Annotated in this window: 8 protein-coding genes and 1 pseudogene; 3 read left to right on the top strand and 6 right to left on the bottom strand. The window is 66.1% G+C overall.

The window, feature by feature from the left end:
* The 5 genes from D769_RS09820 to D769_RS09800 form a co-directional block, all read right to left on the bottom strand.
* Positions 1-964: SulP family inorganic anion transporter (locus tag D769_RS09820; RefSeq protein WP_008644512.1), on the bottom strand; the 964-nt coding region annotated here is incomplete at its 3' end.
* Positions 965-1,047: 83 nt separating this feature from the next.
* A complete protein-coding gene (locus tag D769_RS09815) occupies positions 1,048-1,980 on the bottom strand; it encodes a hydroxymethylglutaryl-CoA lyase (RefSeq protein WP_008644511.1) in 933 nt (310 codons plus the stop codon).
* A 201-nt stretch (positions 1,981-2,181) separates the two neighbouring features.
* Positions 2,182-4,221, bottom strand: a complete 2,040-nt coding sequence (locus tag D769_RS09810; protein ID WP_008644510.1) for an acetyl/propionyl/methylcrotonyl-CoA carboxylase subunit alpha — start codon at positions 4,219-4,221, stop codon at positions 2,182-2,184.
* 13 nt (positions 4,222-4,234) lie between these two features.
* Positions 4,235-5,842, bottom strand: a complete 1,608-nt coding sequence (locus D769_RS09805; protein ID WP_008644509.1) for a carboxyl transferase domain-containing protein — start codon at positions 5,840-5,842, stop codon at positions 4,235-4,237.
* Positions 5,843-5,846: 4 nt separating this feature from the next.
* Complete coding sequence (locus D769_RS09800) at positions 5,847-7,559, bottom strand: fatty acid CoA ligase family protein (RefSeq protein ID WP_008644508.1); 1,713 nt, start codon at positions 7,557-7,559, stop codon at positions 5,847-5,849.
* A 245-nt stretch (positions 7,560-7,804) separates the two neighbouring features.
* On the opposite strand from D769_RS09800, the gene D769_RS09795 reads away from it, so the two are divergent.
* The 3 genes from D769_RS09795 to D769_RS09785 all read left to right on the top strand — a co-directional run bounded on the left by D769_RS09795 (position 7,805) and on the right by D769_RS09785 (position 11,366).
* Entirely contained in the window at positions 7,805-8,551 is a 747-nt protein-coding gene (locus D769_RS09795) for a TetR/AcrR family transcriptional regulator (RefSeq protein ID WP_008644507.1), read from the top strand.
* A gap of 158 nt (positions 8,552-8,709) precedes the next feature.
* Entirely contained in the window at positions 8,710-9,417 is a 708-nt protein-coding gene (locus tag D769_RS09790; RefSeq protein ID WP_008644506.1) for a response regulator transcription factor, read from the top strand.
* A gap of 11 nt (positions 9,418-9,428) precedes the next feature.
* Positions 9,429-11,366 carry a 7TM diverse intracellular signaling domain-containing protein gene (locus tag D769_RS09785; protein ID WP_008644505.1) on the top strand — a complete coding sequence of 646 codons (1,938 nt, stop codon included), beginning with the start codon at positions 9,429-9,431 and terminating at the stop codon, positions 11,364-11,366.
* On the opposite strand, the pseudogene D769_RS30970 reads toward D769_RS09785, so the two are convergent.
* Positions 11,304-15,851 (bottom strand): annotated as a pseudogene (locus D769_RS30970) (autotransporter outer membrane beta-barrel domain-containing protein); the annotation flags it as partial. The gene D769_RS09785 and the pseudogene D769_RS30970 overlap by 63 nt on opposite strands.
* Positions 15,852-15,921 lie beyond the last annotated feature (70 nt).

Raw genomic sequence — 15,921 nt, 5'->3', positions numbered from 1 at the left:
CCATCGCGCCGAGGAACGCGCCGCCGAGGTTGGCCAGTCCGGTGGCCGTCAACTCGCGGTTCGCGGCAGGCGCGTGCTCGCCAACCTGGGTGAACGCGCGCCCCGCGGCGATGGTTTCCGTGAAGCTCATCAGCGCGATACCCAGCGCTTCGGGCCACAGCCGTTCCATCATCGTCGGGTCAGGCAGGGTGACCGGCGGCAGGCCGGTTGGCACCGCGCCGACGATGGCTACCCCATGCGCGGTCAGATTCAGCAGCCATACGCCGATGATGCCCACGGCCACCGCGATCAATGGCGCCGGGGCACGTGGAAACCGGTGCTCCATGCCCAACAGCAGCAGGACCATAAGGATGCCGACCGCGGCCGTGGCGACGGATGCGTGCGGAATGTTCTGGATGATCGCCAGCACGTTGTGGAAAAACGGGCCTTTCGGGAAATGCATCCCGAGCAGTTTCGGGATCTGGTCCACCACGATGACCAGCCCGATGCCCGCCTTGAAGCCGATCAGTACCGGCTCGGAGATGAAGTCGGCCACGAAGCCCAGCCTCAACAGCCGGGCCACCAGCAGCACGGCGCCGACCAGGAAGGTCAGCGTGGCCGAGGCCGTGATCAGCGTTTCGGCGCTGGGCGATGGGCCCACATGCCGGAATGCGGCGGCCACGAGGATTGCCAGTGTCGTGGTGGTGCTGACGCTAAGCGTGCGCGAACTGCCGAGCAGCGCGTAGATCAGCATCGGGGCGAACACGGTGTACAGGCCGACCTCGACAGGCAGGCCCGCGATGGTGGCGTAGGCCAGGGCCTTGGGGATGACCACGGCGGCGGCGGTCAGCCCGGCAATGACGTCGGGCGCCAGCCATTCCTTCCGGTACGTCAGCAGCCACCCGGGGATGGGCAGCGTGGCGGCGCCAGATGACTGGCGCCTGGACAGCAGGGGGCAGGGGTGCGGCCGCCGTTGTCGTCTCATGGTTCTGTTTCCGAGCGGACTTCACAGAACCTGAGTCTAGGCGCGATCACGGCCGCCGCAAGGACGGCGTGTCAGTGGTCAGGTTACGCGCAGGTCGCCTCGCCCGCCTGAGAGGCCCACTTCGTCAGCAACGCCCGGCCAACGCGCGAGCTGTTGGCGCGGCCGATGGCCTGCGAGATGAAATCGCCGGCACGCACCACGTCATCGAGTTCGATGCCGGTGTGCAGGCCCATACCGTGCAGCATGTACAGCACGTCTTCGGTGGCCACGTTGCCGGTGGCGCCTTTCGCGTAGGGGCAGCCACCCAGGCCGGCCACGGACGCGTGGAAGATGGCGATGCCGACCTCCAGACTGGCCAGGATGTTCGACAGCGCCTGGCCGTAGGTGTCGTGGAAATGGCCGGACAGGCGGTCGATCGAAAACTCGGCCGCTGCGGCGCGCATGACTTCCTGCACCCGGATAGGCGTGCCCACACCGATCGTGTCGGCGATGTCGATCTCGTCGCAGCCGAGTTCGCGCAGGCGGCGCACGACGTCCACCACGGCATGCACCGATACCTCGCCCTGATACGGGCAGCCGAGCGCGCACGAGATGCTGCCGCGCAGCCGCACGCCGGCTTCCTTCGCGGCAGCAGCCACCGGTTCGAAGCGGGCGATCGACTCGGCGATCGAGCAGTTGATGTTCTTCTGCGAGAACGCCTCGCTGGCCGCGCCGAAGATCACCACCTCGTCGGCACCGGCGGCCACGGCGCCCTCGAAGCCCTTCATGTTCGGCGTCAACACCGAGTACAGCGTGCCGGGGCGCCGCGTAATGCGGGCCATCACGTCGGCGCCGTCAGCCATCTGCGGCACCCACTTCGGCGAGACGAACGATGCGGCCTCGATGTTGACGAAGCCCGCGTCGGTCAGCCGGTTGATCAGCGCCACCTTGACGTCGGTGGGCACCATCGCCTTTTCGTTCTGCAGCCCGTCGCGCGGGCCGACTTCGACGATCTTTACGTATTGGGGGATTGTCATGGGGGTCTCCAGAGCCTGTTTGTCACGCCAGGCCGATGTGATGCGCTGCCCCTCTCCCGCACAGCGGGGGAGGGGAGCCAAAACAGTTAGAAGCCATTTCAAAACGATTCTGGCGTCGTTGCAGGGCCTTGCGGTACGACTTGTACTGTCTGCGGCCCCGCGTCTAGCCAGAACCGCTTCGCTTCATGTTGAAACAGCGTCTTAGGCCGCTGCCTCCGCCAAGGCGAATGCCAGCAGTTGCGCGCCCTCGCTCACCTGTTCGCCCACGCCGTAGAGCACCTCGCTCACCACGCCATCGGCCGGCGCGGTGATCGTGTGTTCCATCTTCATCGCTTCCATCACCAGCAGCGGCGTGCCGCGCGTGACCTTGCTGCCGGCCTCGACCATCACGGCGATCACCTTGCCCGGCATCGGCGCGGTCAGCTTGCCGCCTTCGCCTTCACTCTCGCTGGCGTGCGCAAGCGGGTCGAGCCACTCCAGCACCGTATGGCGGCCGTCGTGGAAGACGTGGAACGTGTCGCCTTCCACGTGCACCTGGCCGTGCGTGCGGCGCGTGCCAAGGTCGACGCGGATATCGTCGGCATTGAACGTGTACGCGAACGGCGCGGCCTGGTCGGCGTAGATCAGTGTGTTCTTGCTGGTGTCGCTGGCGTTGCCCTTCAGCACGGCCTCGAGCTTGTGGCCGCCGCCGTGGAAGTGCAACGTGCGCACGTCGCGGCCGTTCAGTCGCCAGCCGCCCGCGTGGGTCCACGGCGAGTGGCGGTCCGCCTCGTCGATGCGGCGTGTGCGCGTCTCGCGTTCGAGCAGTGCCGCCATCGCCAGCGCGATCGCTTCGATGCCAGCCGTCTTCTGCGGCGGGAACAGTACTGTCTGGTTGCGTTCGATCAGGCCGGTGTCGAGGTCGGCGGTACGGAAAGCCTCCGATTTCACCAGCCGCTGCAGGAAGGCGACGTTGGTCGACAGCCCCACCACGTGATACCCGGCCAGTGCCTGGGCCATGCGCGCCAGTGCCTGGTCGCGGTCGCGGCCCCAGACGATCAGCTTGGCGATCATCGGGTCGTAGTACGGGCTGATCGTATCGCCTTCGCGCACGCCCGCGTCGATGCGGACCGCAGCCGGCGCGTTGGCATCGCCGCCGCGCATGAACTGCACCGCGGGCGGCGTGCGCAGGAAGCGCAGCGTGCCCGTGGACGGCAGGAACTGCTTGTCTGGGTTCTCGGCGTAGATGCGCGCTTCCAGCGAATGGCCGTGGATGGCCAGTTGCTCCTGTGCCAGCGGCAGCGCCTCGCCGGCCGCGACGCGCAGTTGCCACTCCACCAGATCCTGGCCGGTGATCATCTCGGTGACCGGATGCTCCACCTGCAGGCGCGTGTTCATCTCCATGAAGTAGAACGAGCCGTCCTGGTTGGCGATGAACTCGACGGTGCCCGCACCCACGTAACCCACCGCGCGCGCCGCGGCCACCGCCGCCTCGCCCATCGCGCGGCGGCGTTCCTCGGTCATGCCTGGCGCTGGCGCTTCTTCCAGCACCTTCTGGTGGCGACGTTGCACCGAGCAGTCACGCTCGAACAGGTAGACGCAGTTGCCGTGCGAATCGGCAAAGACCTGGATCTCGATATGGCGCGGCCGGGTCAGGTATTTCTCCACCAGCACCTTGTCGTCGCCAAAGCTGGCCGACGCCTCGCGCTTCACCGAGGCCAGCGCGGCGTCGAAGCCATCACCAGCTTCCACCACGCGCATGCCCTTGCCGCCACCGCCCGCGCTGGCCTTGAGCAGCACCGGGTAGCCGATACGGTCGGCCTCGCGCCGCAGCAGGGCGGCGTCCTGGTCTTCGCCGTGATAGCCGGGCACCAGCGGTACCGCGGCCTTTTCCATCAGTTGCTTGGCGGCGCTCTTGCTGCCCATCGCGTGGATTGCAGAGGCCGGCGGGCCGATGAACACGAGGCCGGCTTCGGCGCAGGCGCGCGCGAAGTCCTCGTTCTCGGACAGGAAGCCGTAGCCAGGGTGGATCGCCTGGGCGCCGGTCTCCTTCGCCATTTCGATGATGTGGTCCGCGCGCAGGTAGCTGTCCCGCGCGGCGGCGCCACCAATATGCACGGCCTCGTCGCAGAAGGCGACGTGTCGCGCGTTGGCGTCGGCGTCGGAGTAGACGGCCACGGTGCGGATGCCGAGGCGGCGGCAGGTGGCCGCCACACGGCAGGCGATCTCGCCACGGTTCGCAATCAGGATCTTCGTGAACATTATTGTTTTCCCCTTACATGCGGAACACGCCGAACTTCATGTCGCCAATCGGGGCGTTGAGGCTGGCGGACAGGCCCAGGCCGAGCACGGTGCGCGTCTGCGCGGGATCGATGACGCCATCGTCCCAGAGCCGCGCGCTGGCGTAGTACGGATGTCCCTGCAGTTCGTACTGGTCGCGGATCGGTGCCTTGAAGGCTTCTTCCTCCTGCGGGCTCCACTGGCCGCCCTTGGTCTCGATGCCATCGCGGCGCACCGTCGCCAGCACACTGGCGGCCTGCTCGCCGCCCATCACGGAGATCCGCGCGTTCGGCCACATCCACAGGAAGCGCGGCGAATACGCGCGTCCGCACATGCCGTAGTTGCCCGCACCGAACGAGCCGCCGATGATCACCGTGAACTTCGGCACTTGTGCCGTGGCCACCGCCGTCACCATCTTGGCGCCATTGCGCGCGATGCCCTCGTTCTCGTACTTGCGGCCGACCATGAAGCCGGTGATGTTCTGCAGGAACACCAGCGGGATCTTGCGCTGGCAGCACAGCTCGATGAAGTGTGAACCCTTCAGCGCCGACTCCGAGAACAGGATGCCGTTGTTGGCGACGATGCCGACCGGGTAGCCCCAGATCCGCGCGAAGCCGCAGACCAGCGTGGTGCCGTAGCGGGCCTTGAATTCGTCGAACTCGGAGCCGTCGACGATGCGGGCGATGACCTCGCGCACGTCGTACGGCTTGCGCGTGTCGGTCGGGATCACGCCGTACAGTTCTTCAGGCGGATACAGCGGCTCGGCCGGGTCGTGCAGGCGGATCTGATCCGGCTTGCGGCGGTTCAGGTGCTGCACGATATTGCGCGCCAGCGAGAGCGCGTGATGATCGTTCTGCGCGAAGTAGTCCGCCACGCCCGAGAGGCGGGTATGCACGTCGGCGCCGCCCAGGTCCTCGGCGGTCACTTCCTCGCCGGTGGCTGCCTTCACCAGCGGCGGGCCGCCCAGGAAGATCGTGCCCTGGTTCTTGACGATGATCGACTCGTCGCTCATCGCCGGCACATACGCGCCGCCGGCCGTGCACGAGCCCATCACCACGGCGATCTGCGGAATGCCTTGCGCCGACAGGTTGGCCTGGTTGTAGAAGATGCGGCCGAAGTGGTCGCGGTCGGGGAACACCTCGTCCTGGTTCGGCAGGTTCGCGCCGCCGGAATCCACCAGGTAGATGCATGGCAGGTTGTTCTGCTCGGCGATCTCTTGCGCACGCACGTGTTTCTTGACCGTCATCGGGTAGTACGTGCCGCCCTTGACCGTGGCGTCGTTGCAGACGATCACGCATTCCTGGCCGGCCACGCGACCGATGCCGGTGATGATGCCCGCGCCGGGCGCCGCATCGTCGTACATGCCGTACGCGGCCAGTTGCGACAGTTCCAGGAACGGCGTGCCCGGGTCGAGCAGTTGCTGCACCCGGTCGCGCGGCAGCAGCTTGCCGCGCGACAGGTGCTTGTCGCGCGCGGCCTCGCCACCGCCTTCGGCCAGCTTCGTGATCTTCTGCCGGAGATCGGCCACGAGCGCCTGCATCGTCTCCGCATTGGCCTTGAACGACTCCGAGCGGGCGTTGAGTTTGGTTTCTATGGTTGGCATGGCTTCACTTGGCCTTGGGGCTGATTCCGAGTTCCTGGGTCATCTGGTCCCGCATGACGAACTTCTGCACCTTGCCGGTGATCGTCATGGGCATCTCGTCTACAAAGCGAATGTAACGGGGGATCTTGTAGTGGGCAATCTGGTCGCGGCAGTAATTCCGGATTTCCTCGTCGGTGGCGCTCTGGCCCGGCTTCAGGACGATCCAGGCGCAGACTTCCTCGCCGTACTTCTCGTCGGGCACGCCGAAGACCTGCACGGACTGGACTTTCGGGTGCCGGAACAGGAATTCCTCGATCTCGCGCGGGTAGACGTTCTCGCCGCCGCGGATCAGCATGTCCTTCACGCGGCCGACGATGTTGCAGTAGCCCTCCTCGTCGATCGTGGCCAGGTCGCCGGTGTGCATCCAGCCGTCGCGGATTGCCTCGCGCGTGCGTTCCTCGTCGTCCCAGTAGCCAAGCATCACCGAGTAGCCGCGCGTGCAGAGTTCACCGGTGGCGCCGATGGGCAGCGTCTGGCCATCCACGTCGACCACCTTGCATTCCAGGTGAGGCTGCACGCGGCCGACCGTCGACACCCGCTTGTCGATCGGATCGTCGGTGGCGCTCTGGAACGACACCGGGCTGGTTTCGGTCATGCCATAGGCGATGGTGATCTCGGCCAGGTGCATGTCCGCCATGACGCGCTTCATGACTTCCACCGGGCAGGGCGCGCCGGCCATGATGCCGGTGCGCAGGCTGGAAAAGTCGTACTTCGAGAAGTCGGGGTCGTCGAGTTGCGCGATGAACATGGTCGGCACGCCATGCAGGGCCGTGCAGCGTTCCTCGCTGACGGCGGCCATCGTGGCGCCCGGGTGGAATGCCTCGCCCGGGAACACCATGCTGGCCCCGGTGGACACGCAGGCCAGCACGCCCAGCACCATGCCGAAGCAGTGGTAGAACGGCACCGGGATGCAGAGCTTGTCCTGTTCGGAAAAGCGCATCGCGCCCGCGATCGAGCGGCCGTTGTTGACGATGTTGCGGTGCGTGAGCGTGGCGCCCTTGGGCGCGCCCGTGGTGCCGCTGGTGAACTGGATATTGATGGGGTCGCGCGCGTCGAGTCCGGCGGTGATCTCGTCGAGCGCCGTCTTTGGCACGTTCGCGCCGCGCACCAGCAATTCGCGGAAGGTCAGCATGCCGGGCGTCGGCACGTCTTCCATGCGGATAACCCAGCGCAGCAGCGGCAGCCGGGCGGCGTTCAGCGCGCCCGGTTCGGCTTTGGCCAGCTCGGGGGCCAGTGTTGCGAGCATGTCCAGGTAGCGCGAGGTCTTGAATGCTTCCGGCGCGATGATCGCCTTGCAGCCGACCTTGTTCAGCGCGTATTCGAGTTCCGCAAGGCGGTACGCCGGGTTGATGTTGACCATGACCAGGCCAACCCGGGCCGTTGCAAACTGCGTCAGCAGCCACTCGAAGCGGTTAGGGGACCAGATGCCGACCCGGTCGCCCTTGCGCAGGCCCAGCGCGTGGAGGCCGGCGGCCATCCTGTCCACTTCGGCGCTGAATTCATTCCAGGTCCAGCGGATGTTCTGCTCCCGGAATACCACCGCTGGCCGGCTGCCGTGGAGCGCGGCAGTGTTCGCCAGCAGCGCAGGCACCGTCAGTTCGCTGAGTGGTGGGGTGTCGGCCCCTTTCACGTAAGACAGCCCCCCAATGGGCAGGGAGGTTCCCGGTTGCATCGCCATACCTGTCTCCTGTCGCGGCCGGATCGCCGTGAATTGAGTAATACTCAATCTCAGGAAATCAAGCCTATTGAGCGTTATATTAGGAATACGATGCGGAGACTGTATACTCTGCTGAGTCAAAGGGCAAACGAAATTTGAGTGGTATTCAACTTTCGGGCGAACGCGGTCGGACAGGCGTGCCGAGCGCCGCTCGCGCCCTATAATTCCGGGCCATCACCGTTCAGGTTACGCAACAGGGACCGCAAATGCAGCAGATCGTGAATCAGCGTCGTATCCCGGCAGGCGCCAAGGCGGAGCAGCGTATTCGCGACATCCTGCGCGTGGGCCGCGAAGTGTTCTCGGCGCTTGGCTACGAGCGGGCGACCACGACCGAGATCGCGCAGCGCCTGGGGATTTCCGAGGGCACGATCTTCACGTACTTCCACAGCAAGCGGGACCTGTGTGTCCGCGTGATCCAGGACTGGTACGACGAGATCATCGCGGCGATGGAGGGCGGCATGCCGCGCGAGGGCACCGCCCGGGCGCAACTGGAGTTCTTTATCGGCACGCACCTGCGGCTGTTCCTGATCCATGGCACCGGCCTGTGCGCGCTGGTGCTGTCGGAAGGGCGCGCCAAGGGGCAGGGGCTCGACGAGGTGTTCGTGCCGTTGCAACGGCGCTACACGGCGCCGCTGATGGCGCTGCTGGCTGCCGCGCAGGCGGGTGGGGAGATCCGGGCCGACATGCCGTTGCGGCTGATGCGTTCGGCCATCCTGGGCCCGATGGAGCACATTCTCTGGGATGCCATCGTGAGCGGCCGCCCGGTCGACATTGACCGCACCACGCAAGACATGATCGCCCTGCTGTGGCCCGCGCTGCAGCCGCAGAACCTGCATGCCGCCGCGCTGGGGCAGTTCTATGGCGAGGTCAGCGCGGCGCTGGCGCGGGTGCAGGCGGCGGGCGGGGCGGCGGGCTCCGCTGAAGGCCCCGCCGAGGGTTCCGAAGCCTCTTGACGCCGCATCGCCGGTATCCCCGGCTACCTGTAATCGGGGATGCCACATACGGCCCGTTTCTGGCAGGCTGGCATGACCTCGTCCGGAATCGTCCGGGCGTTCGCCAAGCCCGGCGGTAGTACGGCTACACTCAGGCCGCCCCCCACCACTGTCACCCCATGATCCAACCCTTGCCCGACACGGCTGAATCGGTATTGCCAGCGCCCCTGCTGGTCGTTGAAGACGAGCCGCCGATGCAGTCCAGGCTACGCACGATCCTGGCCGCACTGGGTTATAGCGACGACGCCATATGGTTTGCCGGCAGCCTCGAGGCTGCCAACACGTTGCTGGCCACGCAGCCGTTCGCCATGGCGCTGGTTGACGTGGGGTTGCCCGACGGCAACGGTATCGACCTCATTCGGGTGATGCACGAGCAAGACCCGGCCTTGCCAATTTTGGTAATCTCCACGTGGAATACGGAACGGGTCATCGTAAGCGCGCTGCAGGCCGGTGCCACCGGCTACCTGCTCAAGGAGCGCGACGACGTCGAGATCATCCTGTCGATTCGCAGCGCGCTGCGGGGTGGTGCGCCGATCGACCCCTTCGTGGCCAGGCGCATTCTCGATCTGGCTGGCAAGATGGCGCCGCTGGCTGGCGGCGCGGAAGTCCAGGCCGAGCCAATGGTCGGTGCGTCGCCACTGAGCGCGCGAGAAATAGAAATCCTCTCGCTGGTAAGCAAGGGTCTGACCAATCGGGAAATTGCGGAGGTGCTGTCCTTATCAAAGTTGACGGTCGAATGCCATATCAGAAACACATACAAGAAACTGGCAGTTCACTCCCGCACCCAGGCCGTCTTCGAGGCGCGTGCCTCTGGCTTATTGCGCTGATCTGCGGCGTCGTGCTGCTTGCCGGCGCAGCCAGCGCCCGGGCGCAATCGGAGGCCGTCACCTTTACCCGAATCGAAGCCGCACAGTCGACCTGGCAGGACGATGGCCCGCCCGCCACGGGCTGGGTGCCCGTGTCGTTGCCGGACATCTGGTCCACGCGCTGGCCCGGCTTCGACGGTGTGGTCTGGTATCGCCTGAGCTGGCAGGGCTCTGACCCGCGCCAGCCCGTGGCGCTGCTGCTCGACTACCTGAACATGGCCGGCGCGGTCTATCTCAATGGCAGCCTGTTGATGCGCGACACGAGCCTGGTCGAACCGCTCACGCGTGCCTGGAATACCCCGCGCTACCAGTTGCTGCCTGCCGCGCTGCTGCGAGAGGGCGCCAACACGCTGCTGGTTCGCGTCTCGGGGTTGTCGGCCTACCAGCCTGGCCTCGGGCCCGTATCGATCGCCGCCCCTGAACACCTGCGGCCCGCATACGATCGCGCGTACTGGCTGCGGCACGATCTGCAACTGATCAGCCTTGCCGTCACCGTCGCGCTTGGCTGCCTCTTCTTTTCGCTCTGGGTGATGCGTCGGCAGGAAGCGGCTTACGGATGGTTCAGCCTGATGTCGCTGGCCTGGTGGTGCGTGGCGCTGAACCAGGTGGCGACTACCACCTGGCCGTTCGCGAGTACCGACGCCTGGGAGCGTGCGAACACCGTCGCGCTGCTGGTCTACAGCGTCGCGTACATGTTATCCATGGCGCGGTTCTGCGAGCGGCGTCTGCCGCGTGTCGAGGGCGGACTCTGGCTGCTTGCCGCGGTGGGAGCGGCGGCGGTGATCTGGGCGCCGACCGAATCCCTGTCCACGGTGCGCAATGTGCTCACGCTGTGGGCAGCGTGCGTCTTCTTCGCGACGTGCATCGTGTTCCTGGGCTTCGCCTGGCGTCATGGCCGCACCGATCATCGCATCCTGTCGGTTTGCATCGCCATCTTCCTCGTCGCGGCGGTGCACGACCTGCTGTCCTTTCTCGGCATCCTGACGGACAACGCCTACTACGCGGCGCTGACTTCGCAGGTCCAGATGATCGCTATGGCGCTGGTGCTGGCATGGCGCTTCGTGGCCAACCTGCGTCGGATCGAACGGTTCAACGACGAGTTGCACGGCAAGGTTTCCGAAGCCAAGGCCGAACTCGTCGTCAACCTGGGGCGCCAACGCGAGTACGAGGTTGCCAACGCGCGGCTCAACGAGAGGCTCAATCTGGCGCACGACCTGCACGACGGGCTCGGCGGCACACTCGTCAGCGGCATCGCCACGCTGGAGCGCAGCCCGCATGACATCCCGCCCGGGCAGGTGCTGTCGATGCTCCGGGCGTTGCGCGATGACCTGCGCATCATCGTCGATACGACCGCCAGCCAGCAGTTCGGCGAGCCGGCGCTGGCGGGGCAGATCGTGCCGCTGCGCCACCGCCTTAGCCGGTTGCTGGAGAGCCATGACATCGCGTGTCATTGGCAGCTCGATGGCCTTGAGCAATGCCATCTGCCGAATTCGCGGATTCTCGATGTCATGCGGACCTTGCAGGAAGCACTGACCAACGTGATGAAGCACAGCAAGGCCAGCCGCGCGGACGTCGCGGTACGCGTCGGCACGCGCGGGCTGGAGCTGTTGGTCAGCGATAACGGCGTTGGCTTCGATCCGGCCGCCGCCGGGCGGCACGCCGGTGCGGGCATGCGCAGCATGCGGGCGCGTACCGAGCGCCTTGGCGGCACGTTCAGCGTGCGATCAACGGGAGAGGGGACCGTGCTGGCCGTTCATATCCCGCTCGATGCTGGTGGCACTGGCCTACCACTTGACCTGCAACCCGGCGGAGCCAAGGATCGAGTTTCTGACCTTGGCATTGCCGCCGGCGGCCCAGATCCTGCCGACCTCGCCGTACAGGCTGAAGCGCCGGTTCAGGGCCGCGGTTAGGCCCGCGGCCACCTCGATGCTCGTGCCGCCGGTCGCTGCCACGATGTCGGTGGTGGCGGCCGGGTTTGTGAAGCGGGCGACGTCGCTACCGTTCGATGCCATGTAGAGGTTGACGCGGCCATATGGCCGCAACGCGGCGGAGCCTGCCTCCATTTCACCCTTCACCCGCGCGCCGACGCGCGCGAGCCAGCTGCTGTTCACGTCGGTCTGGACCATTGCTCCGGGGATCTGCGCGTTGTCGAGGTGAATGCGTTGGTGAATCACCTGCAACTGGGGTTCGATGCTCCAGGCGCTGCCGCCAAGTGGAAAGGCGCGTCCCAGTTCCAGCGATGCCAGCAGGCTGTCCCCCTTGGTCTCGACCCCGGAGCTGGACGCTGGCGTCACCGTGTAGCGGTGACGGCCCAACTGCAGCACCGCGTCGGCGTAGATGCCGCTGTCCCCGGCATACGTGCCGTAGAAGCCCAGATACTGGTTGTGCAGATCGTTGCGGCCGGCGCCAGCATTGTCGATGCCGCCGATGAAGCCATTGACGCTTACGTTGCCATCCAGCTGGCCGACGTAGAGGCCAGCGCGCCAGTCCTGCGTGGCCAGCAAATCCGTGCCGGCCTGGAAGCCGGTCAACCGGCCCTTGCTCTTGGGCGCCACCGTGCCGTCCTGGCTGACGTCGACATCGGTGGTCAGCACGCGGGCCCATGCCCGGCGATCGCGACCGGCAGGGGTGCCCGATGGGGTGCCGGATAGGGTGCCCGATGTGGCGGACCTCGGGTCGTCATCGCCCACGCGCTGGTGCAGGTTGCCGATCATGGCAAGGTTGCTCTGGCGCAGTTGACTCGGCAGCGCCGCGTACAACGCGGCTTCGGCACGGTAGGTCGTGACGGGCGGGTCCGCAGGTTCGGTGGTCGGGGTGGTTTCGGTGGTCTCGCCATTGGAGCGCAGATACCAGTTCTCGCCCGATCCCTTGGCGTCGGCAGCGTACAGGCGGTACTGGTAGGCGCCGGCATCTACATGGCCACCTGCGAGCACGAACGCGCTCTTGCTGGTCTGCGCCGTGGTGCTGGCGCCATTGACGGCGCTGATCACCTCGATGCCGTTGCCCGCGGTCAGCGCGCCAAGCCCATTCAGGTTGGAGATCTGCAGCGTGGTCTGACCGCTGGCGACGGCGGCGGGGCCGCTGAGGATCAGCCGGTCACTCACGCCGGTGCTGTCGCCGAGCGCAGTGCCCATGCGCAGCGTGCCGTTGTTGCCCGTGTAGGGGCCCGTCACCGTCAAGGTCGCGCCGGGTGTCGTGCCCATCAGCGAGACCACGCCCCCGTTGTTCAGTCCCGCGACGCTCTGGCTGAAACCGGCGAGATCCAGCGTGGCGCCGCTGGCCACCGTGTGAACGGATGCCGCGCTGAAGGTGTTGGCCGCTCCCGCCCGCAGCGTGCCGGCCGCAACGTTGGTGGCCCCGGTGTAGTCGTTGGCGCCGGCAAGCGTCAAGGCGCCACTGCCGTTCTTGGTGAGAAAGCCCGAACCACTGATGGCCCCGGCGAGCGTGGCATTGAAGGCGCCAGTGTCGATCACAGGATCGTTGCTGCCCGTCAGGCGGATCGCATTGGCGATGCGCAGCCCATCGGTGGCAATGCCGAGCGTGGTGCCGTCATCCATCGAGAGTGTGCCGGTCCCCAGCGCGCCGTTGCTGCCAAGGTCGATGCGTCCTTGCTTGAGCGCGGTGCCGCCACTGAAGCTGTTGTCGCCGCCAAGCGTCAGCGTGCCGCTGCCGGTCTTGAGCAAGCCGCCCGTGCCCGAGATCGCGCCCGACAAGGTGCCGCTGCTGTTGTCACCGCCCGTTGCCAGCGTTCTGGCGCCCAGCTTGATCTGGCCAGCGCCGCTCAGGCTGCCGAAGCTGGCCTGCGCGGCGGTGATGCCGGAGATGTCGAGGATGCCCGCCGCATCGACTTGCACACCGCTGGAGTTGGCGATACTGCCCGCGCCGGACAGGGCAAGCGTGCCGCCGGCGACCTGTGTCGCGCCGGTGTAGGTGTTGACGCCAGTCAGGGTCAAGGTGCCGGTGCCTTGCTGGACGAGATTCCCGGTGCCGCTGATGACGTCGGCATAGCCGATGCTGTCGGTCCGGTTGAACATCAGTGTGCCGCTGTTGACCACGTTGCCGCCAATGCTGCCGGTGGTGGTGCCGTTGCCGATGCGCAGTGTGCCGCTGCCGATTTGCGTGGTGGCGGCCTGCACGTCCCCCAGCGCGAAGATCCACTGGCCGGTGCTTGTACTGAGCGCGAGTTGTCCGCTGGCCGTCACTGGCCCGTACAGCGCGATGCTGTCGCGGGCAGAGATCGTGATATTGCTGCCGCTCAACGCGGCATTGGCTAGCAACGTGCCGCCGTTGGCCGCGAGTTGCAGATTGCTCGTGCCGGTGTTGATTGCCGATACCGGTAGCGTCAACGCCCCGCCAGCGGTCAGGCTGACCGCGCCGTTCGTGCTGTTGTTTAGCGCCGAGACGCGCAGATCGCCAGCCGCGCGCAATGCCACGCTGGACCCCGTTGCAGCGATCGGGCCCTGAAAGCTGTTGCTCGCGTCGGTCAACGTGATGGCGCCAGTGCCGGCGCTGATGGTGGTGCTACCGGCAACGCTGAGCGCTCCGCTTTGGGTGATGGCATTGTCGTTGGTGGATGCCGACAGGTAGCCACGCACCGTGCCGGTGCCAAGGTTCATTGGACCCAGGCTCGTGGCAAGCAATGTATCCGTATTGACGTTACCGAAGGTCAGGGCCGAGGCGCTGCTGATTATCGTGGCGCCACCGGTCAGGTTCACGGTGCCACCAAACCAGTTTCCCATGTTGGTTAGCGAGATAGCGCCCGTGCCGGCATTGAAGGTGCTGTTGCCCGCAATGGTGAGCGCACCGTTTTGCATGATGAAGCCGCGGTTGCTCGTTGCCGACAGGCTGCCGTTCACGGCGGTGGTGCCGAAGACCAACGCACCCGTGCTTGTGGCGGTCAATGTGCCGGCGTTGACGGTGCCCAAGTTCAGTCCCGCGGCACTGGTGATCTGCGTGGTGCCACCGGTCAGGTTTACCGCGCCACCGAACGAATTGCTGGCGTTGGTCAGCGTAATGGCGTTCGTGCCTGCGTTGATCGTGGTATCGCCACCGATCGACAACGGGCCGGATTGTCCAAGCGAACGGGTCGTGGTCAACGCGAAGTCGCTGCCCGTGCTGATCGGCCCGAGCGCGGCGATGCTGTTGCTGCTCTGGTCGAGCTTCATGCTGCCGACGGCGCTGCCTGTCAGGGTTCCCGCTGTCAGGCTGCCCCAGGTCTGGAGGACGTCCCCCAACGATTGCAGGCTGATCTGGCCTGTCCCGGCGGTCAGCGTGCCACCGAGCTGGACACTACCACCCGAGATGGCAATCGAGCCGCCCGTCGTCGTGCCCGACGCGTCGATGTTGCCCCCCAGGATCACGGCGGCGTCTGACGTGATCTGAACCTGCCCAGCTTGGGACTGGCCACCCTGCGAGACGTCGATGCTGCCGTTGTTGACTACGGCGCCCCCTATTGCGCTGAGGCTGACGTTTCCACCATTCGCGATGATGACGCCGCTGTTGTTGACTAGCGTGCCGTACAACCCCGGCTGGGCTGCTGCCGCCATGATGATCGTGCCGCCGGTTGCCTGGAGGGTTCCGGTATTGACGACCGCGGTGCCGCCCTGCGCGGTGCTCAGTGCGCCGGCAATGGCAACATTCATCAGACCCTTGTCGTCGAACGTCATCGTTGCGTGGTCCGCGGCCACCAGGCTGATTCGCCCGCCATTGGCCGTCAGCACGCCATTGTTCGACACGCCGGCGCCGACGAGTGCCGCGGAGTTGCCAATGAACGTTGCACCGCCAGCAAACGCTACGGTGCCGCGCATGGCCGCTGCATCAAGGCTGTAGCTGCCTCCCGTCGTGGCAGGGGCGGAAACACCGAGCGAGGTGGCGAGAAGTCCGCCGGCTGATGTCGTGCCACCGAAAACCAGGCCGTTTGCATTGGCAAGGATCGTCTGCCCGGCTGCCGACACGGTTCCGTAGATCTGGCTGGCCGTAGTGCCAGAAATGTTGTTGAGGGTGACGGCGCTCGCACCCGTATTCGGCGTGAAATTGACCGTACTGTTCGAAGCGACATCGAAAGAGGACCAGTTGATCGTGCCCGATGACGAATATTGATTGACCGTCGTGGTGGTCCCTGTCGAGTTGACAGTCCCGCTCCCGCTGATCCAGACCGAGCCGGTTGGCAGCGTTCCGGCAATCGGTGTGGCAGCCATCGCAATGGCGGGGAGCAGGCCCGCGGAAAGCGCCGACAGTGCCGGCAAGCCGACGCTCCAGCCGGCACGCCGCCGGGAAGCCGTTGGGGCGATGGTTGCGGTGCCCGTGCCTCCCGAGCCCTGGCTTCCGGCCGTTTCCGGCGCCACCTTCAATGCGCACAGCGTGCGATTCCAGACAAGTCGATAGATGTGGTTCAAGGTGCGGCCTCCCCGGTGGCTGCGAATGCCCCAGAGGGCGGCAAAGCCTCGAAGTTACAAATTGCAACAA

Origin of the sequence: Cupriavidus sp. HMR-1 (genome assembly GCF_000319775.1) — a bacterium.
Taxonomy (GTDB): domain Bacteria; phylum Pseudomonadota; class Gammaproteobacteria; order Burkholderiales; family Burkholderiaceae; genus Cupriavidus; species Cupriavidus metallidurans.
Note: the sequence above shows the minus strand (reverse complement) of the source record. Positions and strands in the feature narration are given on the sequence as shown.

Bases quoted from the DNA above. Each gene is read 5' to 3' on its own strand.
- D769_RS09815 (WP_008644511.1), bottom strand. From the start codon at position 1,980: ATGACAATCCCCCAATACGTAAAGATCGTCGAAGTCGGCCCGCGCGAC.
- D769_RS09810 (WP_008644510.1), bottom strand. From the start codon at position 4,221: ATGTTCACGAAGATCCTGATTGCGAACCGTGGCGAGATCGCCTGCCGT.
- D769_RS09805 (WP_008644509.1), bottom strand. From the start codon at position 5,842: ATGCCAACCATAGAAACCAAACTCAACGCCCGCTCGGAGTCGTTCAAG.
- D769_RS09800 (WP_008644508.1), bottom strand. From the start codon at position 7,559: ATGGCGATGCAACCGGGAACCTCCCTGCCCATTGGGGGGCTGTCTTAC.
- D769_RS09795 (WP_008644507.1), top strand. From the start codon at position 7,805: ATGCAGCAGATCGTGAATCAGCGTCGTATCCCGGCAGGCGCCAAGGCG.
- D769_RS09790 (WP_008644506.1), top strand. From the start codon at position 8,710: ATGATCCAACCCTTGCCCGACACGGCTGAATCGGTATTGCCAGCGCCC.